General features: G+C 70.3%; 26 protein-coding genes and 1 pseudogene. 13 read left to right on the top strand and 14 right to left on the bottom strand.

Annotated features, from left to right (window positions below; all coding sequences use genetic code 11):
- The first annotated feature begins 80 nt into the window (after positions 1-80).
- The 4 genes from ACQEWB_RS39550 (at position 81) to ACQEWB_RS39535 (ending at position 3,123) form a co-directional block, all read left to right on the top strand.
- The gene (locus ACQEWB_RS39550; RefSeq protein WP_432839920.1) at positions 81-1,289 is read left to right on the top strand and encodes a pyridoxal phosphate-dependent aminotransferase; all 1,209 of its coding nucleotides are present in this window, start codon (positions 81-83) and stop codon (positions 1,287-1,289) included.
- 43 nt (positions 1,290-1,332) lie between these two features.
- A complete protein-coding gene (locus ACQEWB_RS39545) occupies positions 1,333-1,926 on the top strand; it encodes a histidine phosphatase family protein (RefSeq protein WP_432839918.1) in 594 nt (197 codons plus the stop codon).
- Positions 1,927-2,010: 84 nt separating this feature from the next.
- Positions 2,011-2,646: a hypothetical protein gene (locus ACQEWB_RS39540; protein ID WP_432839916.1), complete on the top strand. Its 636-nt coding sequence runs from the start codon at positions 2,011-2,013 to the stop codon at positions 2,644-2,646.
- 54 nt (positions 2,647-2,700) lie between these two features.
- On the top strand, positions 2,701-3,123 hold the full coding sequence (locus ACQEWB_RS39535) for an acyl-CoA thioesterase (protein WP_432839914.1): 423 nt from the start codon (positions 2,701-2,703) through the stop codon (positions 3,121-3,123).
- 78 nt (positions 3,124-3,201) lie between these two features.
- Here ACQEWB_RS39535 and ACQEWB_RS39530 read toward each other — a convergent pair whose 3' ends face one another.
- Positions 3,202-3,597, bottom strand: coding sequence for a winged helix-turn-helix transcriptional regulator (locus ACQEWB_RS39530; protein WP_432839912.1), 396 nt, complete (start codon positions 3,595-3,597; stop codon positions 3,202-3,204).
- 91 nt (positions 3,598-3,688) lie between these two features.
- On the opposite strand from ACQEWB_RS39530, the gene ACQEWB_RS39525 reads away from it, so the two are divergent.
- The gene (locus ACQEWB_RS39525; RefSeq protein WP_432839910.1) at positions 3,689-5,122 is read left to right on the top strand and encodes an MFS transporter; all 1,434 of its coding nucleotides are present in this window, start codon (positions 3,689-3,691) and stop codon (positions 5,120-5,122) included.
- A gap of 27 nt (positions 5,123-5,149) precedes the next feature.
- Here ACQEWB_RS39525 and ACQEWB_RS39520 read toward each other — a convergent pair whose 3' ends face one another.
- A complete protein-coding gene (locus tag ACQEWB_RS39520; protein ID WP_432839908.1) occupies positions 5,150-6,016 on the bottom strand; it encodes an NAD(P)H-binding protein in 867 nt (288 codons plus the stop codon).
- 96 nt (positions 6,017-6,112) lie between these two features.
- Here ACQEWB_RS39520 and ACQEWB_RS39515 point away from each other — a divergent pair, with 96 nt between their 5' ends.
- Positions 6,113-6,910 (top strand): helix-turn-helix domain-containing protein, encoded by a 798-nt coding sequence (locus ACQEWB_RS39515; RefSeq protein WP_432839906.1) that lies wholly within the window; start codon positions 6,113-6,115, stop codon positions 6,908-6,910.
- An 89-nt stretch (positions 6,911-6,999) separates the two neighbouring features.
- Here ACQEWB_RS39515 and ACQEWB_RS39510 read toward each other — a convergent pair whose 3' ends face one another.
- Entirely contained in the window at positions 7,000-7,149 is a 150-nt protein-coding gene (locus ACQEWB_RS39510) for a hypothetical protein (protein WP_432839904.1), read from the bottom strand.
- A gap of 129 nt (positions 7,150-7,278) precedes the next feature.
- Between ACQEWB_RS39510 and ACQEWB_RS39505 the strand changes: the two are divergent.
- Positions 7,279-8,096 (top strand): annotated as a pseudogene (locus tag ACQEWB_RS39505) (chitosanase).
- Here ACQEWB_RS39505 and ACQEWB_RS39500 read toward each other — a convergent pair.
- The 7 genes from ACQEWB_RS39500 to ACQEWB_RS39470 form a co-directional block, all read right to left on the bottom strand.
- The gene (locus ACQEWB_RS39500) at positions 8,081-9,445 is read right to left on the bottom strand and encodes a nucleobase:cation symporter-2 family protein (RefSeq protein WP_432839902.1); all 1,365 of its coding nucleotides are present in this window, start codon (positions 9,443-9,445) and stop codon (positions 8,081-8,083) included. The pseudogene ACQEWB_RS39505 and the gene ACQEWB_RS39500 sit on opposite strands and share 16 nt — an antisense overlap.
- 232 nt (positions 9,446-9,677) lie before the next feature.
- The gene (locus tag ACQEWB_RS39495; RefSeq protein ID WP_432839900.1) at positions 9,678-11,054 is read right to left on the bottom strand and encodes an 8-oxoguanine deaminase; all 1,377 of its coding nucleotides are present in this window, start codon (positions 11,052-11,054) and stop codon (positions 9,678-9,680) included.
- A gap of 106 nt (positions 11,055-11,160) precedes the next feature.
- Positions 11,161-12,084: a factor-independent urate hydroxylase gene (gene pucL / locus ACQEWB_RS39490; protein WP_432839898.1), complete on the bottom strand. Its 924-nt coding sequence runs from the start codon at positions 12,082-12,084 to the stop codon at positions 11,161-11,163.
- Between the two features lie 2 nt (positions 12,085-12,086).
- Positions 12,087-12,479 (bottom strand): hydroxyisourate hydrolase, encoded by a 393-nt coding sequence (gene uraH / locus ACQEWB_RS39485; protein ID WP_432839896.1) that lies wholly within the window; start codon positions 12,477-12,479, stop codon positions 12,087-12,089.
- 2 nt (positions 12,480-12,481) lie between these two features.
- The gene (gene uraD, locus ACQEWB_RS39480; protein ID WP_432839894.1) at positions 12,482-12,994 is read right to left on the bottom strand and encodes a 2-oxo-4-hydroxy-4-carboxy-5-ureidoimidazoline decarboxylase; all 513 of its coding nucleotides are present in this window, start codon (positions 12,992-12,994) and stop codon (positions 12,482-12,484) included.
- Between the two features lie 91 nt (positions 12,995-13,085).
- A complete protein-coding gene (locus tag ACQEWB_RS39475; RefSeq protein ID WP_432839892.1) occupies positions 13,086-13,454 on the bottom strand; it encodes a helix-turn-helix domain-containing protein in 369 nt (122 codons plus the stop codon).
- The gene (locus tag ACQEWB_RS39470; RefSeq protein WP_432839890.1) at positions 13,451-13,702 is read right to left on the bottom strand and encodes a hypothetical protein; all 252 of its coding nucleotides are present in this window, start codon (positions 13,700-13,702) and stop codon (positions 13,451-13,453) included. The genes ACQEWB_RS39475 and ACQEWB_RS39470 overlap by 4 nt, the downstream gene beginning before the upstream one ends.
- A 177-nt stretch (positions 13,703-13,879) precedes the next feature.
- Here ACQEWB_RS39470 and ACQEWB_RS39465 point away from each other — a divergent pair, with 177 nt between their 5' ends.
- Entirely contained in the window at positions 13,880-14,449 is a 570-nt protein-coding gene (locus ACQEWB_RS39465) for a hypothetical protein (RefSeq protein WP_432839888.1), read from the top strand.
- Between the two features lie 15 nt (positions 14,450-14,464).
- Here ACQEWB_RS39465 and polX read toward each other — a convergent pair whose 3' ends face one another.
- Positions 14,465-16,207, bottom strand: a complete 1,743-nt coding sequence (polX, locus tag ACQEWB_RS39460; protein ID WP_432839886.1) for a DNA polymerase/3'-5' exonuclease PolX — start codon at positions 16,205-16,207, stop codon at positions 14,465-14,467.
- A gap of 109 nt (positions 16,208-16,316) precedes the next feature.
- Here polX and ACQEWB_RS39455 point away from each other — a divergent pair, with 109 nt between their 5' ends.
- The 4 genes from ACQEWB_RS39455 (at position 16,317) to ACQEWB_RS39440 (ending at position 20,209) form a co-directional block, all read left to right on the top strand.
- Positions 16,317-17,138, top strand: a complete 822-nt coding sequence (locus tag ACQEWB_RS39455; RefSeq protein ID WP_432839884.1) for a TIM barrel protein — start codon at positions 16,317-16,319, stop codon at positions 17,136-17,138.
- Between the two features lie 25 nt (positions 17,139-17,163).
- Entirely contained in the window at positions 17,164-18,054 is an 891-nt protein-coding gene (locus ACQEWB_RS39450) for a 2-hydroxy-3-oxopropionate reductase (protein WP_432839882.1), read from the top strand.
- Between the two features lie 167 nt (positions 18,055-18,221).
- On the top strand, positions 18,222-19,679 hold the full coding sequence (locus ACQEWB_RS39445; RefSeq protein WP_432839880.1) for a catalase: 1,458 nt from the start codon (positions 18,222-18,224) through the stop codon (positions 19,677-19,679).
- Between the two features lie 290 nt (positions 19,680-19,969).
- Positions 19,970-20,209, top strand: coding sequence for a hypothetical protein (locus ACQEWB_RS39440; protein WP_432839878.1), 240 nt, complete (start codon positions 19,970-19,972; stop codon positions 20,207-20,209).
- A gap of 220 nt (positions 20,210-20,429) precedes the next feature.
- Here ACQEWB_RS39440 and gcl read toward each other — a convergent pair whose 3' ends face one another.
- Positions 20,430-22,214, bottom strand: a complete 1,785-nt coding sequence (gene gcl / locus ACQEWB_RS39435) for a glyoxylate carboligase (RefSeq protein ID WP_432839876.1) — start codon at positions 22,212-22,214, stop codon at positions 20,430-20,432.
- A gap of 166 nt (positions 22,215-22,380) precedes the next feature.
- Here gcl and ACQEWB_RS39430 point away from each other — a divergent pair, with 166 nt between their 5' ends.
- Positions 22,381-23,124 carry a hypothetical protein gene (locus ACQEWB_RS39430; RefSeq protein WP_432839874.1) on the top strand — a complete coding sequence of 248 codons (744 nt, stop codon included), beginning with the start codon at positions 22,381-22,383 and terminating at the stop codon, positions 23,122-23,124.
- A 15-nt stretch (positions 23,125-23,139) separates the two neighbouring features.
- Here ACQEWB_RS39430 and ACQEWB_RS39425 read toward each other — a convergent pair whose 3' ends face one another.
- Together ACQEWB_RS39425 and ACQEWB_RS39420 are read right to left on the bottom strand one after the other, a co-directional pair.
- Complete coding sequence (locus ACQEWB_RS39425; protein WP_432839872.1) at positions 23,140-24,735, bottom strand: AMP-binding protein; 1,596 nt, start codon at positions 24,733-24,735, stop codon at positions 23,140-23,142.
- Positions 24,732-26,402 carry an AMP-binding protein gene (locus ACQEWB_RS39420; protein WP_432839870.1) on the bottom strand — a complete coding sequence of 557 codons (1,671 nt, stop codon included), beginning with the start codon at positions 26,400-26,402 and terminating at the stop codon, positions 24,732-24,734. The genes ACQEWB_RS39425 and ACQEWB_RS39420 overlap by 4 nt, the downstream gene beginning before the upstream one ends.
- Positions 26,403-26,476 lie beyond the last annotated feature (74 nt).

The following is a 26,476-nucleotide window of genomic DNA, read 5'->3' as shown; positions in this document are numbered from 1 at the left end:
AGTCTAGACATGTTGTTGGACTTTCCAAGCTCGAACTTGGTAAAACCAAGCAACACATGAAAGCGGAGGGGCGAGCGAGCATGGAGTTCCGGCAGTCGAACAAGCTCAGCGAGGTCTGCTACGAGATCCGCGGCCCGGTGATCGAGCACGCCAACGCACTGGAGGAGGCGGGCCACAGCGTGCTGCGCCTGAACACGGGCAACCCCGCGGTGTTCGGCTTCGAGGCGCCGGAGGAGATCCTCCAGGACATGATCCGGATGCTCCCGCAGGCCCACGGCTACACGGACTCACGCGGCATCCTCTCCGCCCGCCGCGCGGTCGCCCAGCGCTACCAGACGCTCGGCCTGGAGGTGGACGTCGACGACGTCTTCCTCGGCAACGGCGTCTCCGAGCTGGTCTCGATGGCCGTACAGGCGCTGGTGGAAGACGGCGACGAAATCCTCATCCCCGCCCCGGACTTCCCCCTCTGGACGGCGGTCACGACCCTCGCCGGGGGCAAGGCCGTCCACTACCTCTGCGACGAACAGGCCGACTGGTACCCGGACCTGGACGACATGGCGGCCAAGATCACGGATCGCACCAAGGCCGTCGTCATCATCAACCCCAACAACCCGACCGGCGCGGTCTACCCGAAGGAGATCGTCGAGGGCATCCTCGACCTGGCCCGCCGCCACGGCCTGATGGTCTTCGCCGACGAGATCTACGACCAGATCCTGTACGACGACGCGGTCCACCACTCGGCCGCGGCCCTCGCCCCCGACCTGGTCGTCCTGACCTTCTGCGGCCTCTCGAAGACGTACCGGGTGGCCGGCTTCCGCTCGGGCTGGCTGGTGGTGACCGGCCCGAAACAGCACGCGAAGAGCTACCTGGAGGGCCTGACCATGCTGGCCTCCATGCGGCTGTGCGCCAACGCGCCCGCCCAGTACGCCATCCAGGCCGCGCTCGGCGGCCGCCAGTCCATCCGCGAACTGACGACCCCGGGCGGGCGCCTGTACGAACAGCGCACGGTGGCCTGGGAGAAGCTCAACGAGATCCCCGGCGTCTCCTGCGTGAAGCCGAAGGGCGCGCTGTACGCGTTCCCGCGCCTGGACCCCAAGGTCCACAAGATCCACGACGACGAGAAGTTCGTCCTGGACCTCCTCCTCCGGGAGAAGATCCAGGTCGTCCAGGGCACGGGCTTCAACTGGCCGACCCCGGACCACTTCCGCATCCTCACCCTCCCCCACGCGGAGGACCTGGAGGCGGCGATCGGGCGGATCGGGCGGTTCCTGAGCGGGTACCGGCAGTAGCGCCACCGGGCGCCGGGCCCGCCGGGCTCGTAGCCTCTGACCCATGGGTGATCTCTTCCTCGTCCGGCACGGTGAGACCGAGTGGTCGCGGTCCGGGCGGCATACCGGGTGGACCGACGTTCCGCTGACCGAGCGGGGGCGGGAGGAGGCGCGGCGGCTGGTGCCGCTGATCCGGTCGCACCGGATCGGGGCCGCGTTCGTCAGCCCCTTGCAGCGGGCGCGGGAGACGGCGGAGCTGATCGGGCTGCGGGACGTGCGGGTCGACGTGGACATGCGGGAGTGGGACTACGGCGGCTACGAGGGGATCACCACCGTCGAGATCCAGCGCACCCGCCCGGGCTGGTTCCTGTTCACGGACGGGGTCGCGCCCGGGCCGCCGGAGCATCCAGGGGAGACGCCGGAGCAGGTCGGCGAGCGGGCGGACCGGATGCTGGCCAAGGTGGACGCGGCCTTCGCGAACACCGAGGGGTGCGTGGTGCTGGTGGCCCACGGTCATTTTCTACGGGTGCTCACCGCCCGGCGGCTCGGGCTGCCGCCGTCGGACGGGGCGCTCTTCCAGCTGGCGACCGGGACGGTGTGCCGGCTGGGGACGGAGCACGGGCGGCCGGTGATCGCGGGGTGGAATGCGCGGGCCTGAGCGCCCCCGGGCCGGTTGTCAGACCCTCGTCGTAGCCTTCGAAGCAGGTGGGAGCAGTAGGCCCAGCGCCGGAAGGAGTACGCCGTGACACGACCGCCGACCGCCGCCCAGCGGCGTGTCATCGACGCCGCCGACCCCGTCACCGGGCGGCTGAGGGGGACGGATGCGCAGCTCGCGGCGCTGGTGAAGCACGGGCTGGCCTTTCGGCATTCACGGCCGCCGCACGACCACTTTCTGACGCCGGCGGGGCATCGAATACGGGAGGCCGAGGGGGTCGCGACACCCGTCGAAACGCGCGCACAGGAGCCGGCGACGGACGGTGCCGGCGGGGTGTTCGCCGCGCGTGTCGGTGGGGAGGAGCCGGCACCGGCCGCCGGGCCCGCCCGCGTCCGTGAGGTGCACAGCGCCTGGCAGGGGCTCCTCGAGCTGCGCCGGATGACCAATCCCGACCGGGCCACCGACCGGCCCTGCGGCTGGGAGCGTACGCATCTGGTGCAGGCCGCCGCGCTGGCGCTGGAGGCGGCGGGGCACCCGCCGGAAACGGGGGGCTCGCCCGGCTACCGGGTGCGCGCGACCCCGCAACCGGAGGCCGTCGCCGTGCACGCGGAGGCGCTGCGGACCTGCGCGATCACTCTGGAGGAGGCGGGCTGGCAGGCCGGGGAGTACACCGAGCCGCGGACCAGGGTCCGGTATCTACTGGCGTCACCACGTCGGTTGTAGCGGGCACATGCCAGGATCGGGTCTTCAACTGCCGTGGTCCGAGAGGGGATTGACGTGGCTGAGCCGTTTTCCGTACCGGTGGCCGTCCGCGGGTACGAGACGGATGTGCAGGGGCACCTCAACCAGAGCGTGTACATCAACTACGCGGAGCACGCCCGTTGGTCGATGCTCAGGGCGGCGGGGATCTCGCAGGCCGCGCTCATCGGCACCGGAGTGGGACCGGTCGCGCTGGAGACGACCATCCGCTATCAGCGGGAGCTGGTCGCCGGCGACGAGGTGGAGGTGTCCTGCGGCTTCGAGTGGAGCGAGGGCAAGACGTTCCGAATACAGCAGACGATCCGCAAGAAGGACGGCACCGTGGCGGCCGAGATCACGGCCGTGGGCGGGCTGATGGACCTCAAGGCGCGGCGCCTGGTCGCGAATCCCGGCGCCGTCTTCAAGGAACTGGCCTCCGACCCGAGCCTGTTCGGGTTCTAGGGCCTGTCGTCAAGTTCCCGTCTGCCCCGCCCTTCGGGCGACGACGGGAACTTGACGGCAGGCCCTAGGCCTCGCCGCTCAGGCGGACTCCGGGTCCCGCTCGCCGTCGTAGGCCGCCCGCGCCTCGGCGATGTAGACCCTGTTGCGCTCGGCCCAGTCGGTCAGCCGCAGCAGGGTTTCGTGCAACTCGCGGGCCACCGGCGTCAGTTCGTACTCGACCTTCGGCGGGACGGTCGGGTGGACGGTGCGGGTGACGAGGCCGTCGCGCTCCAGGTTGCGCAGGGTGAGGGTCAGCATGCGGCGGCTGATGCCCTCGATGCCGCGCTCCAACTCGGTGAAGCGGATGGGTCCGTGGGCGGCGGCCACCAGGATCTGCACGCTCCATTTGCCGGAGACCCTGTCAAGAACTTCGCGGACCGGGCAGGCGTGCGCGTTCACGACCTGGACGGTTACACCGGTGTTCCTCCGGGACATCGGACTGCCTCCTTACGACGCCCTTCATGGTCACTCACGATGTACCCCGTTACAAGTCGTGCACCATGGAGCATACGGAGGCCACGCCGCCATGACGGCCCTCATCGAGTCCTCGACGCGGACACCGCGCCGCAGGCGAACGTACTCCCCCTGGGCGTCCCTCGTCGTGCTGTGCGCGGGGACGCTGATGACGATCCTGGACGGCAATATCGTCACGGTCGCCATGCCGGCCATCCAGAACGACCTCGGTTTCTCCGCGCCGGGGCTGGCGTGGGTGGTGAACGCGTATCTCATCCCGTTCGGCGGGCTGTTGCTGCTGGTCGGCCGGCTCGGCGACCTGCTGGGCCGCAAGCGGATGTTCGCGGCCGGGCTGGCCGTGTTCACGGTGGCGTCCCTGCTGTGCGGGGTGGCCGACAGCCAGGGCATGCTGATCGCGGCGCGTGCCGTGCAGGGCGTCGGCGGGGCGATGACCTCGGCGGTCGTGCTCGGCATGCTGGTGGCGTTGTTCCCCGAGCCCGGCGAACAGGCCCGTGCCATCGCGGTGTTCAGCGCGGTCGGCGCGGCGGGCGGGGCGCTGGGCACGTTCCTCGGAGGGGCGCTGACCCAGGCCCTGAGCTGGCACTGGATCTTCCTGATCAACCTGCCGATCGGCGCGGTCGCCCTGTTCGCGGCCATCCGGGTGCTCGCCCCCGAGCCGGGCGCGGGCCTCGGCAAGGGCGCCGACTGTCCGGGGGCGGCGCTCGTCACGGGCGCGCTGATGCTGGGCGTGTACGTGATCGTCGGTTCCGGCGACCGCTCCCTCACCGTCACGCTCCTCCTGGCCGTCCTCACCCTCACCCTGTTCGCGGCGTTCACCCTCCGCCAGGCCCGGGCCGCCCGCCCGCTGCTCCGGCTGCGTCTGTTCCGCTCGCGTCTGCTGAGCGGTGCCAACGGCGTGCAGATCGCGATGATCGCGACGATGTACGGTTTCCAGTTCATCGGCGCGCTCTACGTCCAACGCGTGCTGGGATACGGCGAGTTGCTCACCGGCACGGCGTTCCTGCCGGCGCCGGTCGCGATCGGGGTGCTGATGCTGGGGCTGTCGGCGCGGACCATCGGCCGGTTCGGCGCGTATCGCGTACTGCTGGCGGGGCTGACGCTCATCGTCGCCGGGATGGCGCTGCTGGGCCGGGCACCCGCCGACGGTTCGTACGTCACGGACGTACTGCCGCCCCTCCTCCTGCTCGCCACCGGCTTCGCAGCGGCGATGCCCGCGCTGACAGGGCTGGCCATGTCGGGGGCGCGGGAGGAGGACGCGGGGCTGGCGTCCGGGTTGTTCAACACGACGCAGGTGGTGGGGGGTTCGCTGGGCCTGGCGGTGCTCTCGGTCCTCGCGGCGAACCGCACGGACGGACTGCTCGCGAGGGGCGATGCGCTGGTCGAGGCCACGGCCGCGGGGTACCGGCTGGCGTTCGGGGTCGGGACCGTGATCGCGGTGGGGGCGCTGGGGCTGGCGGCGGCGGTACTGCGGCCGCGTCACGGGTGACCTCGGGTCGGCCGGCACCCCCACACCTCAGGCGAACGCCTCCTTGTGGTCCTCGGCCCACTCCCGATACGTCCGCGCCGGCCGCCCCAGCACCTCCGCCACGTCCCCGGTCACCACGTCGTTGCCGCCCTCGTGGATGAACCGGGCCGTCACCATCAACCCGTCCGCGTACGTCTCGCTCAGGCCGGAAGCGAGAAGCTGCGCCCGGCGCTCCTCCGGGGACAGGTCCTGGAGCGGCACCGGGCGACCGAGGACCTCGGCGAGGACGGCGGCCTGTTCGTGGGCGCTGAGGGTCTCCGGGCCGGTCAGGGTGTACGTGCGGCCCGCGTGCCGTGGGTCGAGCAGCGCGGCCACCGCGATCTCGGCCACGTCCCGCGGGTCCACGACGCCCTGTCTGCCGCCGCCCATCATGTTGGGCGCGGGGGTGCCCTCCCGGACGGCCGTCGCCCAGCTCAGCGTGTTGGAGGCGAAGGCGGAGGGACGCAGGATCGTCCACTCCAGGCCGCTCGCGCGGGCCGCCTCCTCGCCGTGCAGATGCCAGGTTCCGAACCGGCCCAGCCGGGGGTCGCCGGTGCCGATCGCACCGAGTTTCACGATCCGCCCCACTCCCCCGGAGGAGGCACCCCCAGCCGCCTTCGCCGCCTCGACGAGACCCCGGTCGTTCTCGGCGTCGTCCGGGCCGAACACGCCCACCAGGAAGGCGGCCCGCACGCCCGCCATGGCCGCCTCCACCGAGGCCCGGTCGCGGTGGTGGCCCGGTGCGGTCTCCACCCCGGCCGGTACCCGGGCCTTCGCCGGGTCCCGGCTCAGCGCGCGGACCTTCTCGCCGCGCGCCGCGAGCTGTCGTACGACTTCACTGCCGATGGTGCCCGTGGCACCGGTCACGAGGATCATGTCCACCACGGTGGGCGGTGCGGGTGCCGGAACTCTTGGAAATTCCGGCACGGTTCCGGGGCCCGGGCGGCCGTGCGGCCCGCTTACGGTGGAGGGGTGACGAACGCCGTGTCCCGAGAGGTCCTGCCCACGCCCGAGGCGCTGCGCCCGTGGGTCGCGGGCGTCGGGTCCGTGTCGGTGGGCGAGGTGCCGACGGAGCCGTTCATCCATCTTCCGGAGGCCGCGACCAAGGTGGTCGTCCGTACCGGGGAGCACGGCAGCCGCAGCACGCTGGTCGTCGGCCCGCGGGCCCGGGCCTCGTACCACCGCGGCAAACGCCGTGCGTCCTGCGTGGAGCTGCGGCTCGCGCCCGGCACCGTCCGCCCGCTGCTCGGCATCCCGGCGGTGGAACTGGCCGGCCGCGCGGTGCGCCTGGGGGATCTGCCCGGCGCGACCGCCCGCCAACTGGCCGCGGAGTTGCGGTGGTTGACGCCGGAGGAGGCGCTGGCCCGGCTCGCGGAGGTGCTCCCGGAGCGGCTCGCGGCCACGGCGGACCGTTCACGCACGGAGCTGGTGCGAGCGGGCGTCGACGCGCTGTCGGTCCGTACCGGCCGCTCCCCGGCCCAGGTTGCGGACGTGGCCCGTGAACTCGCCGTCAGCGAGCGGCAGTTGCGCAACCTCTTCGCCGAGGACGTCGGCCTCTCCCCCAAGCACTACGCCCGAATCAACCGCGTCCGCACGGTACTCGACCACGCGGCCACCCGCCCCTGGGCCGAGCTCGCCGCCACCACCGGCTACTACGACCAGTCCCACATGACGTCCGACTTCCGCACGCTGATGGGCGTACCGCCCCGCTCGTACTTCACCGGCCGCCTCCCGGAGGCGACCCCGTGCCAGGTGATCCGTCGCGCCTGACCGCCGGTCGGCGGCCGAATTCGGATAGGCCGGCCCCCGCCCGCCTGCGATGCTCCGGACTCACGTCCGCACGACGCGTCCGCCTTTCTCTACTGGTGTCTGATCCGGTTCACCGGGGAGAGTCCGTTCGGACACCCCGGCTGTCCGGACATGAAGACGCTGTACGCGGCGAAGGCGAGGCTGCCGCTGGGCCGGGCCGGCACCGGTACCTGGTTGGAGCCGTAGTACAGGGCGTTCATGGCGCATTCCCCCGTGCTTCCCCGTGGTCGCCGTCGACTCACAGTGACTTCCTACCGTCGGCCCACGGCTTTCCCAAGTTGCCGCGCCAGTCTCGACTGCCGTTCACAGCGCCCGCATTGGAGACAGACGTGCCGATCCTGCACAGAAAAGCCGCCCGCCGCAGCCTGCTCGCCGCGATCGGGACCGCACTGCTGACCAGCACGCAGTGGCCTTCGGCCGAGGCCGCCGCCGCGACCGGCCTCGCCGCCCCGCCAAGAAGGACCTCGCGATGCGGCTGGTGAGCAGCGCGGAGAACTCCTCTCTGGACTGGAAGGCCCAGTACAAGTACATCGAGGACATCGGCGACGGGCGCGGCTACACCGCCGGCATCATCGGTTTCTGCTCCGGTACGGGCGACATGCTGGCGCTGGTCGAGCTGTACACGAAGCAATACGCAGACAACACAGACAACCCGCTGGCCGCCTATCTGCCCGCGCTGCGGGCGGTCGACGGCACCGACTCGCACAAGGGGCTGGCCGGCTTCCCCGCCGCCTGGCGGCGCGCCGCGCGGACCGCCGCCTTCCGCAAGGCCCAGCGCGACGAGCGGGACCGGGTGTACTTCGACCCGGCGGTCGCGCGTGCCAAGAGGGACGGTCTCGGCACGCTCGGCCAGTTCGTCTACTACGACGCCATGGTCATGCACGGCCCGGGCACGGACGCCGTCTGCTTCGGCGGCATCCGCAGACGCGCGCTGAAGCACGCGCACACCCCGGCGGCCGGCGGCGACGAGACGACGTATCTGAACGCCTACCTCGACGCCCGGGTCTGGGCGATGAGGCAGGAGGCGGCCCACAGTGACGTGAGCCGGGTCGAGACGGCCCAGCGGGTGTTCCTGCACGCGGGCAATCTCGACCTCGACACACCGCTCAAGTGGAAGGTGTACGGGGACAGTTACGAGATCGACTGAGCGGGGACGGCCTCCATCGGATGGGTCACGTCCTGGGCGTCCGGGTTCCGGCCGAGGTGGTTGAAGACCAGGTTGAGCAGCACCGCCGCCACACAGCCGGTCGAGATGCCGGAGTCCAGGACGATCCGCGCCGTCTCGGGGAAGGAGTGGTAGAACTCCGGCGCGGTGATCGGGATGATGCCGACGGCCAGTGAGACGGCGACGATCAGGACGTTGTTGTCCTTTTCCAGGCCCGCCCTGACCAGGGTCTGGATGCCGCTCGCGGCGACCGAGCCGAAGAGGACCACGCCCGCGCCGCCGAGCACCGGTCGCGGTACGACGGCGATCAGCGAGGCGGCCATCGGGCACAGGCCCATCAGCACCAGGAAGCCGCCGCCGGTCGCGACGACGTACCGGCTGCGGATCCGTGTCATCGCCACCAGGCCGATGTTCTGCGCGAAGGCGCTGCACATGAAGCCGTTGAAGAGCGGGCTGAGGGCGGATCCGAGGGTGTCGGCGCGCAGGCCGGCCGCGATGGTCCGCTCGTCGGCCGGGCGCCCGACGATCTCGCCCAGGGCCAGCATGTCCGCGGTCGACTCGGTCATCGAGACCACCATCACCACGATCATCGACACGATCGCGGCGACCTGGAACTGCGGTGCGCCGAAGTGGAACGGCGTCGGGAAGCCGATCACGTCCGCGTCCGCGACCGGGCTGAAGTCGGTGGCGCCGAACGGGATCGCGACCAGCGTGCCGGCGACCAGGCCGAGCAGCACGGCGATCTGCTTGACGAAGCCGCGGGTGAAGCGGCGAAGTACCAGCACGATCAGGAGAGTTGCGGCCGCCAGGCCCAGGTTCGTCGTCGAACCGTAGTCGTGTGCCGCGGGGTTGGGGCCCTGTGCCCAGCCGAAGGCGACCGGCAGGAGCGAGACGCCGATGAGCGTGATCACCGTGCCGGTGACGACCGGCGGGAAGAAGCGGACCGCCTTGCTGAAGAAGGGGGCGGCGATGAAGCCGAGAAGTCCGGCCACCATGACGGCGCCGAAGATGACCGGCAGCGCGTCGGACTTGTCCTTGGTGGAGGCGACCACCGCGGTCATGGGGGCGACACCGGCGAAGGTGACGCCGTTGACGAAGGGGAGACGGGCGCCGATCTTCCAGATGCCGAGCGTCTGGAGGAAGGTCGCGAGGCCGGCGGTGAAGAGACAGGCGCCGGTGAGGAAGGTGAGTTCGGTACCGGAGAGGCCGATGGCCGCCCCGACTATCAAAGGCGGGGCGACGACCCCCGCGTACATGGCGGCCACGTGTTGGAGGCCCGTGGTGGCCATTTTCAGCGCGGGGAGTTTTTCGTCGACGGGGTGGGCGGTCACGGCGGTTCCTCCGGGTCAGCTAACACGTCGGCTCTGACGTGGTTTTCTTGGAGGTGGTGCGCGGTCGTGCGGGACCGGGGGGACGGATCCCATCAAAAGGGATTACGGAGACCGTTCCGGGGCGCACACGTCCATGCGCGCCCCGGAGACGGTCGCCGTGGGCCCTGCTCGGATCCACGGCCACCGGTCGAGGGCCGTCCCCCTCGACCGGAGATCAGGTGCCTTACGAGGCTCAGTGACCGGCGATCTTCGCCAGCCGCTGTGCCTCGGCCCGCGTGGAGCGGGCGATGGCGTCCTCGTCGACGGTCAGCAGGCGGTTGTTCTCGACGATCTGCGTGCCGCCCACGAAGGAGGCGGTGACCGGCGCCGCCGCGCCGAAGACGAGCGCGGTGACCGGGTCGGCGATGGAGGCGTGGGCCAGGGTGTCCAGCTTCCACAGCACCAGGTCGGCGAGCTTGCCGGGCTCCAGGGAGCCGATCTCGCTTGCGCGGCCCAGGACTTGGGCGCCGCCATAGGTGCCGAGGCGCAGCGCCTGGCGGGCGTTGAGGGCGGCCTCGCGGTGGGCGCCGAGGCGGTTGATGAGGAGGGCGTTGCGCAGTTCGGTGTGGAGTTCGCCGGACTCGTTGGAGGCGGTGCCGTCGACGCCGAGGCCGACCGGGACGCCGGCGGCGAGCATGTCGGGGACGCGGGCGATGCCGGCCGCGAGGCGGGCGTTGGACGAGGGACAGTGGGCGACACCGGTCTTCGTACGGCCGAAGGCGGCGATGTCGGAGTCGTTCATATGGACGCAGTGCGCCATCCACACGTCCTCGCCGAGCCAGCCGGTGGACTCGAAGTAGTCGGTCGGGCCCATGCCGAACAGTTCCTTGCAGAACTGCTCCTCCTCGACGGTCTCCGAGCCGTGGGTGTGCAGGCGCACCCCGAGGCGGCGCGCCAACTCGGCGCCCTCATGCAGGAGTTCGGTGGAGACGGAGAAGGGCGAGCAGGGGGCGACGGCGACCTGGGTCATCGCGTCGAAGGAGGCGTCGTGGTGCTCCTTGACGGTGGCCTCGGTCGCGGAGAGGGCGCCTTCCAGGGTCTCGACGGCGAAGTCCGGGGGCAGGCCGCCGTCCTTCTCGCTGCGGTCCATGGAGCCGCGGGCGAGGGTGAAGCGGACGCCCATCTCGCGGGCGGCGCGGATGATCGCGCCGGACAGGTCGCCGGAGCCGGCCGGGAAGACGTAGTGGTGGTCCATGGCCGTCGTCACGCCACCGCGGGCCATCATCGCGAGGGAGCCCTGCGCGGCCGCGGACACCATCGGCTCGTCGATGCGCGCCCAGGTCGGGTACAGCGCGACGAGCCAGTTGAAGAGGTTGTGGTCGGTGGCCAGGCCCCGGGTGATCCACTGGTAGTAGTGGTGGTGGGTGTTGACCAGGCCGGGGGTCACCAGATGGCCGGAGGCGTCGATTCGGCGTACGACGTTCTCCAGGCCATCGGGGGCCCTGCCCGCGCCGAGGGACTCGATGCGGTTGCCGACGATGACGACATGTCCGCTCGCGTACTCGGTGTCGTTCGCGTCGACGGTCGCGATCGAACAGTTCTCGATGACGATGCGCCGGTCTGCTGCCATGATTCGTCCTTTGCGCTGGGTGGAGAGGGCACGGCAGGACCCGGGGATTTGAGTACCGGGCCGGGGAGCGGGACTCCCCGGCCACGGGTGCCGCAAATGGAGTTGGTCAGAGGTTGGTGAGGTCCACCGGGATCTTCGGCTCGCAGCCGTCCCGCAGGATCGTCGCCTCGATCAGGCCGTAGGGCCGGTCGGCCGCGAAGTACACCTCGTTGTCGTTCTTCAGCCCGAAGGGCTCCAGGTCGACGAGGAAGTGGTGCTTGTTCGGCAGCGAGAAGCGGACCTCGTCGATCTCGCTCCGGTTGTTGATGATGCGCGAACCCATTTGGTAGAGGGTCTGCTGGAGCGAGAGCGAGTACGTCTCGGCGAAGGCCTGGAGCATGTGCTTCTTGGTCTGCTCGTAGGACTTCTCCCAGTTGGGCATCCGCTGCTCGTCGTCGGTCCAGTTGAACCGCCAGCGGGCCGAGACCTGGGTGGCCAGGATGCGGTCGTACGCCTCCTGGAGCGTCGTGTACTTGTCCTTGACGTAGCCCCAGAACTCGGAGTTCGTCGAGTTCATCACGACGAGGTCCTTCAGGCCGGAGACGACCTCCCACGACGAACCGTCGTAGGTGATCTGCGTGACCCGGGTCTCCTGGCCCTTGCGCACGAAGGAGTGCTTGACCTCGTCCGCCCCGATGAACCGGGAGTTGGCGTCGGAGGCGGCGATGCGCTCCCAGGCGTACTCCTCGATCCGGATGCGCGCCGTGTGGATCGGCTCCTGACTCGTCACGAAGTGACGGGCGAGGTGGATGCCGAACTGCTCGGCCGACTCGATGCCGTGCTCCTTGGCGAACGCGTACACCGTGTTCTTGGTGGTGTCGGTCGGCAGCACGTTGGCGTTGGAGCCGGAGTAGTGGACCTCGTCCATGTCGCCGCTCAGCGCCACGGATACGTTGAGGTCCTTGATGTGGTGGGTGGCGCCGTCCCGCGTGATCTTTACGACTCGGTTCTCGGCCTTGCCGTACTGGTTCTGTCCCAGGATGGTGGGCATAGCTAGCTCCCTCGGTAAACGGAGTAGCCGAACGGGTTGAGCAGCAGCGGTACGTGATAGTGCTCCCCGGGCTTCACGGCGAAGGTGATCGCCACCTCCGGGAAGAACACGGCACCGCTGTCCCGATTCGCGGGGGCGTCCTGCTGCGCATCGGCTTGCTTCTTCTCGAAATACGGCTCCACGGCGAAGTCGAGCCGTACATGTGTGGTGCCCTCCGGCAGGCCCGGAAGGTCCTTGCACCGCCCGTCCGCGTCGGTCGCGGACCCGCCGAGCGCCTGCCAGTCGGCGTCCCGGCCGCCGCGGGCGGAGAGCTCGACGGCGACGCCCTCGGCGGGGCGGCCGAGGCTGGTGTCCAGGATGTGCGTGGACACGGATGCGGTGGTGCTCGTACTCATTCTCAGACGTCCTCATCGACGATGCGGGCGAGCCGGATACGGTTGATCTTCCCCAGCTCGGTGCGGACGATCTCCCGCTCCTGCTCCGGCGAGTTGCCGATCCGCTCCTTGACCGCGTCGCGCATCTGCTCGCCGGTCCGGCCGGTGGCGCAGATCAGGAAGACATGGCCGAACCTGTCCTGGTAGGCCAGGTTCAGTTCGAGCATCTCGGCCTTGAGGTCCGCCCCGGCACCCGACATGCCGGCCTGCTCCCTGGCCGAGGTCGGGTCGCCCTCCTTGGGGCGGCCGATGGGCGGGTGGCCGGCCATCGCCTCTTCCAGATCCGCGGTGGTCAGCTCGGCCATGGCGGCGTCACTGGCGGCACAGAGGTCGTCGGCGGTGGCGTACGGGCGGGCGGCCAGCAGCCGCTTCGCCCAGGTCACGGAGGCACACGCCTCGTGGAGGGCGGCGTACGCCGCGTGCTCCTCCAGGGCGTTGAACCGGGCCAGACCAGGGGACGCGGAAGTCGAAGTCACGGGGGTCAGCTAACGCCTCCACGCAACACCCCGTCAACACTTTGTTGAAAATTCGGGGTAACAAACCCCATCGGCGCAGCCCTGGAGACGCTCAACTCTCCTTCTCACGGTTCAGGTAGTTGTAAACCGTGAACCGGCTGACGCCCAGCGCGCCCGCGACGGTCTCCACGCCGTGCCGCACGGCGAAGGCGCCACGGGCCTCGAGTATCCGTACGACCTCCTGCTTGGCCTTGCGGTCCAGCTCGGCCAGCGGCTTGCCCTGCTTGCGCTCCATGGCGGCCAGGATGTGGTCGAGGGAGTCCGCGAGCTGCGGCAGGCGTACGGCTACGGCGTCGACGCCCTCCCAGGTGAGCACGACGTCGTCGGGGCCGGCCTCGTCGGGCGGCAGCATCTCCCCGCCCATGGCGTCGACCAGCGGCTTCACGGCCGTGATGAACGGCTCGTCCCCGGTGCCGGTCACTCGGCGCCCTCCCCGATCACGTTGACCTGCAGCGAGATGCGGGTGGCACCGGCGGCCAGGGACCTGCGCAACAGGGCGTCCACGGCGGTCAGGACCGCGTCCGCGCCGCCCTCCGCCGTGTTGCCGAAGGGCCCGACGTCCACCGCGTCCAGCTCGGCCGACTCGACGACCTCGCGGGCGACCAGGGCGTGCGCGGGGGCCTCGTCGAGATCGAACGGTTCGGTCGTGAACTCCACTCTCAATCGCACGAGGCGACCCTAGCCGACGGGGGCATGCCACCGCCCTGCCCGGAACCCGGGAGCTGTCGTCGGGCGGGCGCCGCGATGGTCAAGAGTGCGTCATGTGCCGTCGGCGGCTGAGAGAGCGGGAGCCGGCCGACGTACAGAGGGGGCGAGAAGACGCGACTCCCGACGAAGGACGACTCCTTGATCCCGCGACGCATCGCCCTGCCCCTCGTGGGGCTCGCCTCCGCGCTCCTGCTGGCGGCCTGCGGCTCCTCGGACGGCGACGGCGGCACCGGCGCGGTCGCCCCGGCCACGTCGGCTCCCGTGACCTCCGCACCGGACACCTCCGCGCCGGAGACCTCCGCACCGGCCGCCGGCGGCACCCCGAGCGGCGCCCAGACGGAGACGACCACTCTCGTGGCGGCCAAGGCGATGCAGGGCATGGGCAATGTGGTCACGGACGACAAAGGGCTGACCCTCTACCGCTTCGACAACGACGAGCCGAATCCCTCCAAGTGGACGTGTTCCGGTACGTGCACCAAGACCTGGCTGCCGGTCATCGTGCAGGAGGACTCCGTCCCGGCCGAGGGAGTCGACCAGAGCCTGCTCGGCGTGGTGCACCGCAACGGCGAGCGGCAGGTCACCCTCGGCGGCTGGCCGCTCTACCGGTACGTGGGCGACACGGCCGCCGGCCAGGCGAACGGCCAGGGCAAGGACGCGAAGTGGTACGCCGTGGCCCCGTCGGGGCAGAAGGCCGCCGCGACGGGCTGACGCAGCTGATCCCCCTCACCGCCCGCCCTTCCGCAGAAAGCCCCGCAGCCTGCGCTCCGGCCAGGTGTTGATCACGTCGTCCGCCGTCAGCCAGCCGCGCTGGGCGGTCCCGATGCCGTAGCGCATGTTGGCCAGGTGCGGGACCGCGTGCGCGTCGCTGTTCACGGCGAACTTCACGCCGTACCGCCGGGCCCGCAGGATGTCCTCGTCGCGCAGGTCGAGGCGGTCGGGGTGGGCGTTGATCTCCAGGGCCGTGCCGGTGCGGGCGCAGGCGGCGAAGACCTCGTCGAGATCGGCGTCGATGGCGGGCCGCCTGCCGATGAGCCGGGTCGTGGGGTGGCCGATGATGTTGACACAGGGGTTCTCGCAGGCCCGCACGAGCCGCCGGGTGAGGGCCTCGCGCCCCTGGTTGAAGTGCGAGTGCACGGAGGCCACGCACAGGTCGAACCCGGCGAGGAAGTCCTCCGGCCAGTCCACCTCGCCCTCGGGCCCGATGTTCAACTCGGCCCCGTGCAGCAGCCGCAGCCCACCGCGCCGCCCTTTGGTGGGATACGTCCCGTCCAGCTCGCGCACCCGTTCCCGCTGGGCCAGCATCCGCTCGTCGGTCATGCGCTGCATGGCCAGGTCGGGCCCGTGGTCGGTGATCGCGTAGTAGGCGTAACCGCGCCCGGCGGCCGCCTCGGCCATCTCCTCCAGCGGGGCGAGCCCGTCGGTGAGGTCGGTGTGGGTGTGCAGATCGCCGCGCAGGTCGGCCTCGGCGACCAGGCCGGGCAGCTCGTCCCGCAGCCCGGCCTCGATCTCCCCGCGGTCCTCGCGCAGGGTGGGCGGGATCCAGGGCAGCCCGAGCCGGTCGTACACCTCCTCCTCGGTCTCGGAGACGATCTTCTCGCCGCTCTCGACGTCGAAGAGCCCGTACTCGGAGAGCTTCAGCTTCTGGTGCACGGCCCGCTCGCGGGTGCGGATGTTGTGCGCCTTGGAGCCGGTGAAGTACTGGAGGGCCGCGCCCCAGGAGTCCGGCGGTACGACGCGCAGGTCGACGTTGAGGCCCTTGCCGGTGCGCACGGACGTCTTCTTCTCGCCTGTGCCGATCACCTCGGTGACGTACGGCAGTTCGGTGAAGGCGCGCATGATCGGCGCGGGCTTCGTGGACGCGGCGAGGATGTCGATGTCGCCGATGGTCTCGCGGCCCCGGCGCAGCGAACCGGCGTAGGTGCACCGCTTGCAGCCGGTCACCGCGGAGAGCGCGGCCACGATGTCGTCGGCCAGATCCATGGCTACGTCGATCCGGACCCGGCCGCCCGAGGACCTCAGCAGCTCGATGCCGTGGAGGATGTTCTCCTCCGTCCTGGGGCCGAAGCCCTTGAGGTCGCGGAGGCGCTCCTCCCGGATGGCGTCGGCGAGTTCGTCGACCGACGAGACGCCCAGCTCCTCGTAGACCGCCATCGCCTTCCTGGGGCCGAGCGTCGGGATGGCCGTCAGCCGTCGCACCCCGGCGGGGATCCTCGCCCGTAGCTCCTCGACGGCGGCCACACTGCCGCCGTCGAAGTACTCGCGGACCTTCTGGGCGATGGACTTCCCGACGTTCGGGATCTCCTGGAGGCCCTTGAGATCGAGGGTCGACACGTCGGCGTGGTGGCCGCCGACGGCGCGTGCGGCCTTCTCGTAGACGCGCGCCTTGAAGGCGTCTCCGCCGGTGATCGAGATGAGGTCCGCGTACTCCTGGAGCAGCGCGGCGACCTCGTCGTTGGACCGGGCCACCACCTCAGAGTACTTGACAGCCCCGCCCCACCACAGGCAGTCTTCCGTTAAGCAGAAAGAAACTTCCGCAATACGGAATCACTCGACACGGAAGGGAGCGCCGACCCAGATGGGCTTCGCAGAGCAGCGCTTCAACGTCAACCTGTCGATCCTCTTCACGGAACTCCCGCTCCTGGAGCGCCCCGCGGCCGCCGCCGCGGCGGGCTTCACCGCGGTCGAGCTGTGGTGGCCCTGGGTCGACTCCCCCACCCCCGAGCAGTCCGAGCTCGACGCCCTGAAGAAGGCGATCGAGGACGCGGGCGTCCAGCTCACGGGCCTGAACTTCTACGCCGGTCAGCTGCCCGGCCCCGACCGCGGCGCCCTTTCGATCCCGGGCGAGGAGTCGGAGCGGTTCCGCGCCAATATCGACGTGGCCGCCGACTTCGCCGCCTCCCTCGGCTGCAAGGCGCTCAACGCCCTGTACGGCAACCGCGTCGAGGGCGTGGACCCGGCGGAGCAGGACGCGCTGGCCCTGGAGAACCTGGTCCTGGCCGCCCGGGCCGCCGACCGGATCGGCGCGATCCTGCTGATCGAGACCCTCAACAAGCCGGAGTCACCGCTCTACCCGCTGGTGACCGCCCCGGCCGGCGTCGGCGTCGTCGACAAGGTCAACGAGGCGACGGGACTGGGCAACGCGAAGTTCCTCATGGACCTCTACCACCTGTCCATGAACGGCGAGGACCTGCCGTCGGTGATCGAGCGGTACGCCGAGAAGACCGGCCACGTGCAGATCGCCGACAACCCCGGCCGCGGCGCCCCGGGCACCGGCTCGCTCCCGCTGGAGGAGCTCCTCGACCAGCTGAAGAAGGCCGGTTACGACGGCTGGGTGGGCCTGGAGTACAAGCCGGGCGACCGCTCGAGCGCCGAGGCCTTCGACTGGCTGTCCCGCTGACCCCCTGTATTCGAGAGGCACCCTCATGAGCAACCTTCCCAAGATCGCCTGGATAGGCCTCGGCATCATGGGCTCCCCCATGTCCGAGAACCTCATCAAGGCGGGTTACGACGTCACCGGCTTCACCCTGGAGCAGGACAAGCTGGACCGCCTGGCTGCCGCCGGCGGCAGCGTGGCCGGGTCCATCGCCGAGGCCGTGCGCGACGCCGACGTGATCGTCACGATGGTGCCCGCGTCCCCGCAGGTCGAGGCCATCTCCTACGGCCCCGCCGGCATCCTGGAGAACGCGAAGTCCGGCGCACTGCTGATCGACATGTCCTCGATCACCCCGCAGACCTCCGTCGACCTCGCGAAGGCCGCCCAGGACAAGGGCATCCGCGTCCTGGACGCGCCCGTGTCCGGCGGCGAGGCCGGTGCCATCGAGGCCGTGCTGTCCATCATGGTCGGCGGCGAGCAGGCCGACTTCGACGCGGCGCTGCCGATCCTGGAGGCCCTCGGCAAGACCATCGTGCTGTGCGGTCCGCACGGCTCGGGTCAGACCGTGAAGGCGGCCAACCAGCTGATCGTCGCCGTGAACATCCAGGCGTGCGCCGAGGCCGTGGTCTTCCTGGAGAAGTCGGGCGTGGACCTCAAGGCAGCGCTGGACGTCCTCAACGGCGGCCTGGCGGGCTCGACCGTGCTGACGCGCAAGAAGGACAACTTCCTCAACCGCGACTTCAAGCCGGGCTTCCGCATCGACCTGCACCACAAGGACATGGGCATCGTCACCGACGCCGCCCGCAACGTCGGCGCGGCCCTGCCGGTCGGCGCGGTGGTCGCCCAGCTGGTCGCGAGCCTGCGCGCCCAGGGCGACGGCGGCCTGGACCACTCCGCCCTGCTGCGGGCCGTGGAGCGCCTGTCCGGCGCCCAGGTCTGACGCACCTCGAGACCCCGGGCGGCGCCGCTGCTGACATCTGTCCTGTCGCGCCCAGGCGGCGGCGCCGCCCGGAATCCACTTCAACAAACTGTTGACGCTCCAGTCCTCCACTTCTAGGCTCCACGAAGCGGAAATGAATTTCCGCTGACACCGTACGGAAGGTCCAGATGTCGAAGCGCGTGCTCACCACCGAGTCCGGCGCCCCGGTCGCCGACAACCAGAACTCAGCCTCCGCCGGCGTCGGCGGCCCGCTCCTCCTCCAGGACCAGCACCTCCTGGAGAAGCTCGCCCGCTTCAACCGCGAGCGCATCCCGGAGCGTGTGGTGCACGCCCGCGGTTCCGGCGCCTACGGCTACTTCGAGGTGACGGACGACGTCACCGGTTTCACGTACGCCGACTTCCTGAGCACCGTGGGCAAGCGCACCGAGCTGTTCCTGCGCTTCTCGACCGTGGCCGACTCGCTCGGCGGCGCGGACGCGGTCCGCGACCCGCGCGGCTTCGCCGTCAAGTTCTATACCGAAGAGGGCAATTACGACCTCGTCGGGAACAACACCCCGGTCTTCTTCATCAAGGACCCGATCAAGTTCCCGGACTTCATCCACTCGCAGAAGCGCGACCCGTTCACCGGGAAGCAGGAGCCGGACAACGTCTGGGACTTCTGGGCGCACGCCCCCGAGGCCACGCACCAGGTGACCTGGCTGATGGGCGACCGCGGCATCCCGGCGTCGTACCGCCACATGAACGGTTACGGGTCCCACACGTACCAGTGGACGAACGCCGAGGGCGAGGCCTTCTTCGTCAAGTACCACTTCAAGACCAACCAGGGTGTCCGCAGCCTCTCCGCAGAGCAGGGCGCGGAGCTCGCGGGCAAGGACGCCAACTCGCACCAGACCGACCTGCTCCAGGCGATCGAGCGGGGCGTGAACCCGTCCTGGACCCTCTACGTCCAGATCATGCCCGCGGCCGAGGCGGCGGAGTACCGCTTCAACCCCTTCGACCTCACCAAGGTGTGGCCGCACAAGGACTTCCCGCTGCGGCGGGTGGGCCGCCTGGTCCTCGACCGCAACCCGGACAACGTGTTCGCCGAGGTCGAGCAGGCCGCGTTCGCCCCGAACAACTTCGTGCCCGGCATCGGTCCTTCGCCGGACAAGATGCTCCAGGGCCGCCTGTTCGCCTACGCGGACGCCCACCGCTACCGCCTGGGCGTCAACCACACCCTGCTCGCCGTCAACGCCCCGAAGGCGACGACCGCGCAGAACTACGGCCGCGACGGTCTCATGGCGACCAACTCCCAGGGCCGCGCGGCGAAGAACTACGAGCCGAACTCCTACGACGGACCGGCCGAGACGGGTCGCGCCCTGTCGGCCCCGCTGGCGGTCAGCGGCTGGACCGGCACCCACGAGGCCGCGCAGCACACCAAGGACGACGACTTCTTCCAGGCGGGCGAGCTGTACCGCCTGATGTCCGAGGACGAGCGGTCCCGGCTGGTCGCCAACATCGCCGGCGGCCTCTCCCAGGTCTCCCGCGACGACGTGATCGAGAAGAACCTGGCCCACTTCCACGCCGCCGACCCGGAGTACGGCAGGCGCGTGGAGGAGGCGGTCCGCGCCCTGCGCGAGGACTGACACGGACGGCCCGCGTCTGCCGAACGGCCCGGATGAGGGGTGGCCGGTCGGCGGCACGCGGGCGAGGCAAGGACCGCGGCGGTGTGCGAGCCAGTGCGGTGGTGAAGGTCCGGGCGCTTCCTCTTCGACCTGAGGGAGGAGGCGCCGCGGTTCCGTCGCAGCCGCCGCGGTCCCAGCCACAACAGAAGACCTCACCGGGCGGAAGGCGCCGGATGCGGAACGGTCCCGCATCCGGCGCCTTTCGTTGCGTACGGGGTGCGTCCACGCCCCTTCGGCAGGACGCTGAAGGCATGGCACATCCAACCGAGCATCCGCACATCGTGGTGCACTCGCCGGCGCTGGACGGCTCCCGGCGGGTGACCGACGGAGACGAGACCCTGGGCGTCGCCACGCACGTGGACGACGTCGGCGAGATCCTGCGCCTCGCCGACCTCTACGTCACCGACGTGGAGGGCAGCGAGCTGATCGAATGGCAGGGCGGCGGCCCGGACGACTGGCCGGGCCTGTCGGAGCACCACGAGCAGCCGTGACGGCGTACTACGCGCGTACACCTGGGGACGTAGGACGTCTACGCAATCCTCAAATCCAGCTCTGAATCTGATTCAAGAGGCTTCAACCGCCCCCCTGGGCGGGCACATTCTCGTAGCGCGGGGCCCGCCGACACGGGGGCGGCGGGCCTCGCCACGGGAACGGGGGACAGAAGAGGGCGGCCCAACCATCCGGTCGGGCCGCCCTCTTGGTCTACGGGTGTCAGACCTTCAGCGTCCTGATGGAGGTCGGCGCGTGCGCCGGCTCCGTCGCGAGCTCCTCGAACTCCACCACGTTGGAGATGTCGTTGGTGGTCGACATCGCGATGTTGGTGACGCGCTCCAGGATCGCCTCGACGACGACCGGGACCTGGTACTCGGCGGCGAGCTTCTTCGCCTGCTCCAGGGCCGCGCCCAGCTCCGCCGGGTCGGTCACGCGGATCGCCTTGCAGCCGAGGCCCTCGGCGACCTTGACGTGGTCGACGCCGTAGACGCCCAGCTCGGGCGAGTTGATGTTCTCGAACTCCAGGTTGACCTGGAAGTCGATCTCGAACGCCCGCTGCGCCTGCCGGATCAGGCCCAGGTAGGCGTTGTTCACCAGGACGTGCACGTACGGGATCCTGTGCTGCGCGCCGACCGCCAGCTCCTCGATCATGAACTGGAAGTCGTAGTCCCCGGACAGGGCGACGACCTGCGCCTCAGGGTCGGCCTTGGCGACGCCCAACGCGGCCGGGACGGTCCAGCCGAGGGGGCCCGCCTGGCCGCAGTTGATCCAGTGCCGCGGCTTGAAGACGTGCAGCATCTGGGCGCCGGCGATCTGTGAGAGGCCGATGGTGGAGACGTACCGGGTCTCCGGGCCGAAGGCCTTGTTCATCTCCTCGTAGACACGCTGCGGCTTGATCGGGATGTCGTCGAAGTGCGTACGGCGCTGGAGGCTCGCCTTCTTCTCCTGCGCGGACGCGGCCCAGGCGCTGCGGTCGGGGAGCCTGCCCGCCGCCTTCAACTCCCTTGCCACCTCGACGAAGAGCTCAAGGGCGGCCTTGGCGTCGGAGGCGATGCCGTAGTCCGGGGCGAAGATCTTGCCGATCTGGGTCGGCTCGACGTCGACGTGCACGAACTTGCGGCCGGCCGTGTACACGTCCAGCTTGCCGGTGTGGCGGTTGGCCCAGCGGTTGCCGATGCCGAGGACGAAGTCGGACTCCAGGAAGGTCGCGTTGCCGTAGCGGTGCGAGGTCTGGAGGCCGACCATGCCGGCGTTCAGCTCGTGGTCGTCGGGGAGCAGGCCCCAGCCCATCAGCGTCGGGACGACCGGGGTGCCGGTCAACTCGGCGAACTCGACGAGGAGTTCGGCCGCGTCGGCGTTGATGACACCGCCGCCGGCGACGATCAGCGGGCGCTCGGACGCGTTCAGCATCCCGATCGCCTTCTCGATCTGGGCGCGGCTCGCGGCCGGCTTGTAGACCGGGAGCGGCTCGTACGTCTCCGGGTCGAACTCGATCTCGGTGAGCTGGACGTCGATCGGCAGGTCGATCAGGACCGGCCCGGGACGGCCGGACCGCATCAGGTGGAAGGCCTGCTGGAAGACGCCGGGAACCTGCGCCGCCTCCAGCACCGTGACCGCCATTTTGGTGACCGGCTTGGCGATCGAGGCGATGTCGACGGCCTGGAAGTCCTCTTTGTGGATCACGGCGGTCGGCGCCTGGCCCGTGATGCACAGGATCGGGATCGAGTCGCCGATCGCGGAGTACAGGCCCGTGATCATGTCGGTGCCGGCGGGACCGGAGGTGCCGATGCAGACACCGATGTTGCCCGCGTGGGTCCTCGTGTACCCCTCGGCCATGTGCGAGGCGCCCTCGACATGGCGGGCGAGGGTGTGATTGATCCCGCCGGAGGCCTTGAGCGCCGCGTAGAAGGGGTTGATCGCCGCGCCCGGCACACCGAACGCGTCGCCGACACCTTCACGCTTGAGGATCTCAACTGCCGCGCGGGCAGCGGTCATACGTGCCATCGAGTACTCCTGCCTCGGCTGTCGGACCAGCACCCCCGTCGCGCCCCGCGGTGAGCTTTTCCGTATTGTGGAAACTATTTTCTACTATCTGGAAGCAATGTAGGCCGGTGGGTGAAGGCAGTCAAGAGAGGGACAAGCGGGGGTCCGCTGGAGGACGATGTGGGCCATGTCCGAGAGCGTCTCGGTGCGCTGTCCGGCCTGCCGGCGGGAGCACCTCTACTCGGCGCCGTCGTATCCGTGCGTGTGCGGGGCGCCGGTCGCCCCACCGCTGGACCGGCACGGCACGGCGACGGCCGTCACCCATCCCGTCTGGGAAGAGGACTGGATCACCCTGCGCTGCACCTCCTGCGGCCGCAGCGACCAGTGGCCCCGCCCGGAACTGGGCTGCCCGTGCGGGACGCTGCTGCGGGTGCCGGTGGCGAAGGAGGCCGAGCCGGACGGCGCGGACGAGGCGAGCGCCGAGACCTGGCCGTGGGCGGAGCCGGCCCCCGCTCCGAAACCGGCCCGCGCCCGCGAGCCGCAAGGCCGGCGCCCCCGCTTCCAGCCCGTCACCATCCGCACCGCACGGGACGCCGTGACGGCCGCCGCGCTGTATCTGCGCTGGCTCGGGTACCGGGACATCCGGCGGGCCGACCAGCGGCCGCCGTCGGGCATCGGCATCGCCGCGCGCGGGCTGCTGGCGCAGGTCGACCCGACGGTGCGCCCGGCCTCGTCACGGGACGTGGAGTGCCTGTGGCTGACCGCCATGACGGAGTCGGCGACCTGCGTCTACTTCTCCCTCGCGGGTTACGCCGGCGAAGCCCGCGCCCGCGCCGACTCCCTCGGCGTCCCTCTGTTCGTGCTGGACCTCACGGGCACGCCACAGCCGGTGAACGACCTGGCCGACGACATGGATACGCGAGGCGTGTGAGCATCTGCGGGCCCCTTACGGGGCGCTGTACTTCTCCCGCAATTCGATCTTCCGCACCTTCCCCGACACCGTCATGGGGAAGGCCTCCAGGATCTGCACCCGGCTCGGCACCTTGTAGTGCGCCAGCCGCCCCTCGCAGTACGCCCGCAGCTCCGCCGGCGTCGGCGGGTCCGCCGGGTCGCGCGGGATGACGCAGGCCAGGACCTCCTCGCCGTACTTCTCGTGGGGTACGCCGACCACCTGGACGTCCGCGATCTTCGGATGGCCGTAGAGGAACTCCTCGATCTCGCGCGGGTAGATGTTCTCGCCGCCCCGGATGATCATGTCCTTGATCCGGCCGACGATCTCGACGTAACCGTCGTCGCGCATCATGGCGAGGTCGCCCGTGTGCATCCAGCGGCCGGGGTCGACGGCCTCGGCGGTCTTCTCGGGCTCGTTCCAGTAGCCGAGCATCACGCTGTAGCCTCGGGTGCACAACTCGCCCGCCTCGCCCCGGGGTTGGGTCACTCCCGTGGCCGGGTCGACGACCTTCACCTCGATGTGCGGCAGGACCCGGCCGACCGTCCCCGTGCGGTGCTCCAGGTCGTCCTCCATCCGCGTCTGGAGCGAGACCGGGGACGTCTCCGTCATGCCGTAGCAGATGGAGACCTGCTCCATGTGCATCTCGGCGACCACCCGCTTCATCACCTCCACCGGGCACGGCGAGCCCGCCATGATGCCGGTGCGCAGCGACGACAGGTCGTACGTCGCGAAGTCGGGGAGGTTCAACTCCGCGATGAACATGGTCGGGACGCCGTACAACGACGTGCACCGCTCCTGCTGGACCGCCTCCAGCGTGGCCTTCGGCTCGAAGGACGGGGCCGGGATGACCATGCAGGCGCCGTGCGAGGTGGCCGCCAGGTTGCCCATCACCATGCCGAAGCAGTGGTAGAAGGGCACCGGGACACAGATCCGGTCCTGCTCGGTGTAGGCGATCAACTCCCCGACGAAATAACCGTTGTTGAGGATGTTGTGGTGGGAGAGGGTGGCGCCCTTCGGGAAGCCCGTGGTGCCCGAGGTGTACTGGATGTTGACGGGGTCGTCGCAGGAGAGTGGTTCGTACGCGGCCTCGGGCGCCGCGCGCCCCAGCAGTGCCGCCCAGCTCGGGTCGCCGATGTACACGACCTCACGCAACTCGGCGCACCTGCCCCGCACTTGGTCGACCATCGCCCGGTAGTCGCTGGTCTTGTGACTGAGCGAGGCGAAGAGCAGGGAGATGCCGGCCTGGTTGAGGACGTACTCGACCTCGTGGGTGCGGTAGGCCGGGTTGATGTTCACCATGATCGCGCCGATGCGCGCGGTGGCGTACTGGACCAGCACCCACTCGGGGCAGTTGATCGCCCAGATGCCGACCCGGTCGCCCTTCGCCACCCCGCTCGCGACCAGCGCCCGCGCCAACTCGTCGACGTCCGCGCCGAACTGGGCGTAGGTCCAGCGCCGCCCCGACGGCACGTCGACCAGTGCCTCGCGCTCCGGCCACCGCGCCACGGCCCGGTCCAGGTTGGCGCCGATGGTGTCGCCGAGCAGGGTCGTGTCGCTGGTTCCGTGTGTGTACGACGACTGAGAGGTCACCGGAAGTCCTCCTCGCGGTACTCGTCGGCCGAGCCGGCCGCCGTGGCCTCACGCAGCTCGATCCGGCGGATCTTGCCGGAGACGGTCTTGGGCAGCGCGCCGAACTCGAGGCGGCGGATGCGCTTGTACGGCGCCAGGACCTCGCGGGAGTGCTCGAAGAGCACCTTGGCGGTGTCGGGGCCGGGCTGCCAGCCCTCGGCGAGCACGATGTACGCCTTGGGCACGGCGAGCCGCAGCTCGTCCGGTGCGGGCACGACGGCGGCCTCGGCCACGGCCTCGTGCTCCAGCAGGGCGCTCTCCAGCTCGAACGGGGAGATCTTGTAGTCGGACGCCTTGAAGACGTCGTCGGCCCGGCCGACGTACGTGATGTAGCCGTCCTCGTCCCGCGAGCCGATGTCGCCGGTGCGGTAGTAGCCGCCGGCCATCGACTCCGCCGTACGGTCGGGGTCGCCGTGGTAGCCGGTCATCAGGCCGACCGGCCGGGCGGACAGGTCGAGGGCGATCTCGCCCTCGGCGGCGCCGGGCGCGCCGGTCACCGGGTCGAGGAGCTCGACCTTGTACCCGGGGCTGGGCCGCCCCATCGAGCCGGTCTTCAGCGCCTGCCCCGGGCTGTTGGCGACCTGCACGGCGGTCTCGGTCTGTCCGAAGCCGTCCCGGATGGTGACGCCCCAGGCCCGCCGGACCTGCTCGATGACCTCGGGGTTGAGGGGCTCACCGGCAGCCACGGCCTCGCGCGGCTTGGTGCGCAGCTGGGTCAGGTCGGCCTGGATGAGCATGCGCCACACGGTCGGCGGGGCGCAGAAGGTCGTCACCCCCGCGCGGTCCATCTCGGCCATCAGGCGGCCCGCGTCGAAGCGGGTGTAGTTGTGGATGAAGACCGTCGCCTCCGCGTTCCACGGCGCGAAGAGGTTGGACCAGGCGTGCTTGGCCCAGCCGGGCGAGGAGATGTTCAGGTGCACGTCACCGGGCTTGAGGCCGACCCAGTACATCGTCGCGAGATGGCCGACCGGGTACGAGGTGTGGGTGTGCTCGACCAGCTTGGGGCGGGCGGTCGTGCCCGAGGTGAAGTACAGCATCAGCGGGTCGTCGGCCATCGTCGGCCCGTCCGGCGTGAAGTCGGCGGAGGCGCTGTACGCCTCCTCGTACGCCCGCCACTCCCCCTGCCCGCCGCCGACCGCGGTACGGGTGTAGCGGCCGGGCACCTCGTCGAACTTGCCGATGTCCGCCGCCCGTACCAGCACGTGCTTCACGCGCCCCCGCTCGACCCGGTCGCGCAGGTCGGCGGGGCCGAGCAGCGGGGTGGCCGGGATGACGACGGCCCGCAGCTTCATCGCGGCCAGCGCGGTCTCCCACAGCTCGACCTGGTTGCCGAGCATCACGAGGATGCGGTCCTCGGGGCGGACACCGCGCCCGCGCAGCCAGTTCGCCACCCGGTCGGAACGCTCGGCCATCTCCGCGAAGGAGACCCGGACCTCGGTGCCGTCCTCCTCGACGATGTGCAGGGCGGTCCCGTCGTTTCCGGCGGCGATGACGTCGAACCAGTCGAGCGCCCAGTTGAAGCGCTCGGGCCGGGGCCAGGCGAAGCCCTCGTAGGCCTTCGCGTACTCCTCGCGGTGCTCCAGCAGGAAGTCCCGCGCCCTCCGGAAGTCCTCCGTCGCCGTAGTCATCGTGCTTCCTCCTCTGACCGGACCATTGCCGGGCGGCTCTCTGCCATCGTGTAATCCGTGATGCAGGTCTCACT

This window comes from Streptomyces sp. CA-249302, assembly GCF_050936785.1.
Lineage (GTDB): Bacteria > Actinomycetota > Actinomycetes > Streptomycetales > Streptomycetaceae > Streptomyces.
The sequence above is the reverse complement of the archived record's forward strand: the minus strand, read 5'-3'. Positions and strand labels throughout refer to the sequence as shown.

Excerpts from the sequence above, each read along its gene's own strand:
- ACQEWB_RS39550 (WP_432839920.1), top strand. The coding sequence starts at position 81 with ATGGAGTTCCGGCAGTCGAACAAGCTCAGCGAGGTCTGCTACGAGATC.
- ACQEWB_RS39545 (WP_432839918.1), top strand. The coding sequence starts at position 1,333 with ATGGGTGATCTCTTCCTCGTCCGGCACGGTGAGACCGAGTGGTCGCGG.
- ACQEWB_RS39530 (WP_432839912.1), bottom strand. The coding sequence starts at position 3,597 with ATGTCCCGGAGGAACACCGGTGTAACCGTCCAGGTCGTGAACGCGCAC.
- ACQEWB_RS39525 (WP_432839910.1), top strand. The coding sequence starts at position 3,689 with ATGACGGCCCTCATCGAGTCCTCGACGCGGACACCGCGCCGCAGGCGA.
- ACQEWB_RS39520 (WP_432839908.1), bottom strand. The coding sequence starts at position 6,016 with ATGATCCTCGTGACCGGTGCCACGGGCACCATCGGCAGTGAAGTCGTA.
- ACQEWB_RS39510 (WP_432839904.1), bottom strand. The coding sequence starts at position 7,149 with ATGAACGCCCTGTACTACGGCTCCAACCAGGTACCGGTGCCGGCCCGG.
- ACQEWB_RS39495 (WP_432839900.1), bottom strand. The coding sequence starts at position 11,054 with ATGGCAGCAGACCGGCGCATCGTCATCGAGAACTGTTCGATCGCGACC.
- pucL (WP_432839898.1), bottom strand. The coding sequence starts at position 12,084 with ATGCCCACCATCCTGGGACAGAACCAGTACGGCAAGGCCGAGAACCGA.
- uraH (WP_432839896.1), bottom strand. The coding sequence starts at position 12,479 with ATGAGTACGAGCACCACCGCATCCGTGTCCACGCACATCCTGGACACC.
- ACQEWB_RS39455 (WP_432839884.1), top strand. The coding sequence starts at position 16,317 with ATGGGCTTCGCAGAGCAGCGCTTCAACGTCAACCTGTCGATCCTCTTC.
- ACQEWB_RS39450 (WP_432839882.1), top strand. The coding sequence starts at position 17,164 with ATGAGCAACCTTCCCAAGATCGCCTGGATAGGCCTCGGCATCATGGGC.
- ACQEWB_RS39445 (WP_432839880.1), top strand. The coding sequence starts at position 18,222 with ATGTCGAAGCGCGTGCTCACCACCGAGTCCGGCGCCCCGGTCGCCGAC.
- ACQEWB_RS39440 (WP_432839878.1), top strand. The coding sequence starts at position 19,970 with ATGGCACATCCAACCGAGCATCCGCACATCGTGGTGCACTCGCCGGCG.
- gcl (WP_432839876.1), bottom strand. The coding sequence starts at position 22,214 with ATGGCACGTATGACCGCTGCCCGCGCGGCAGTTGAGATCCTCAAGCGT.
- ACQEWB_RS39430 (WP_432839874.1), top strand. The coding sequence starts at position 22,381 with ATGTCCGAGAGCGTCTCGGTGCGCTGTCCGGCCTGCCGGCGGGAGCAC.
- ACQEWB_RS39420 (WP_432839870.1), bottom strand. The coding sequence starts at position 26,402 with ATGACTACGGCGACGGAGGACTTCCGGAGGGCGCGGGACTTCCTGCTG.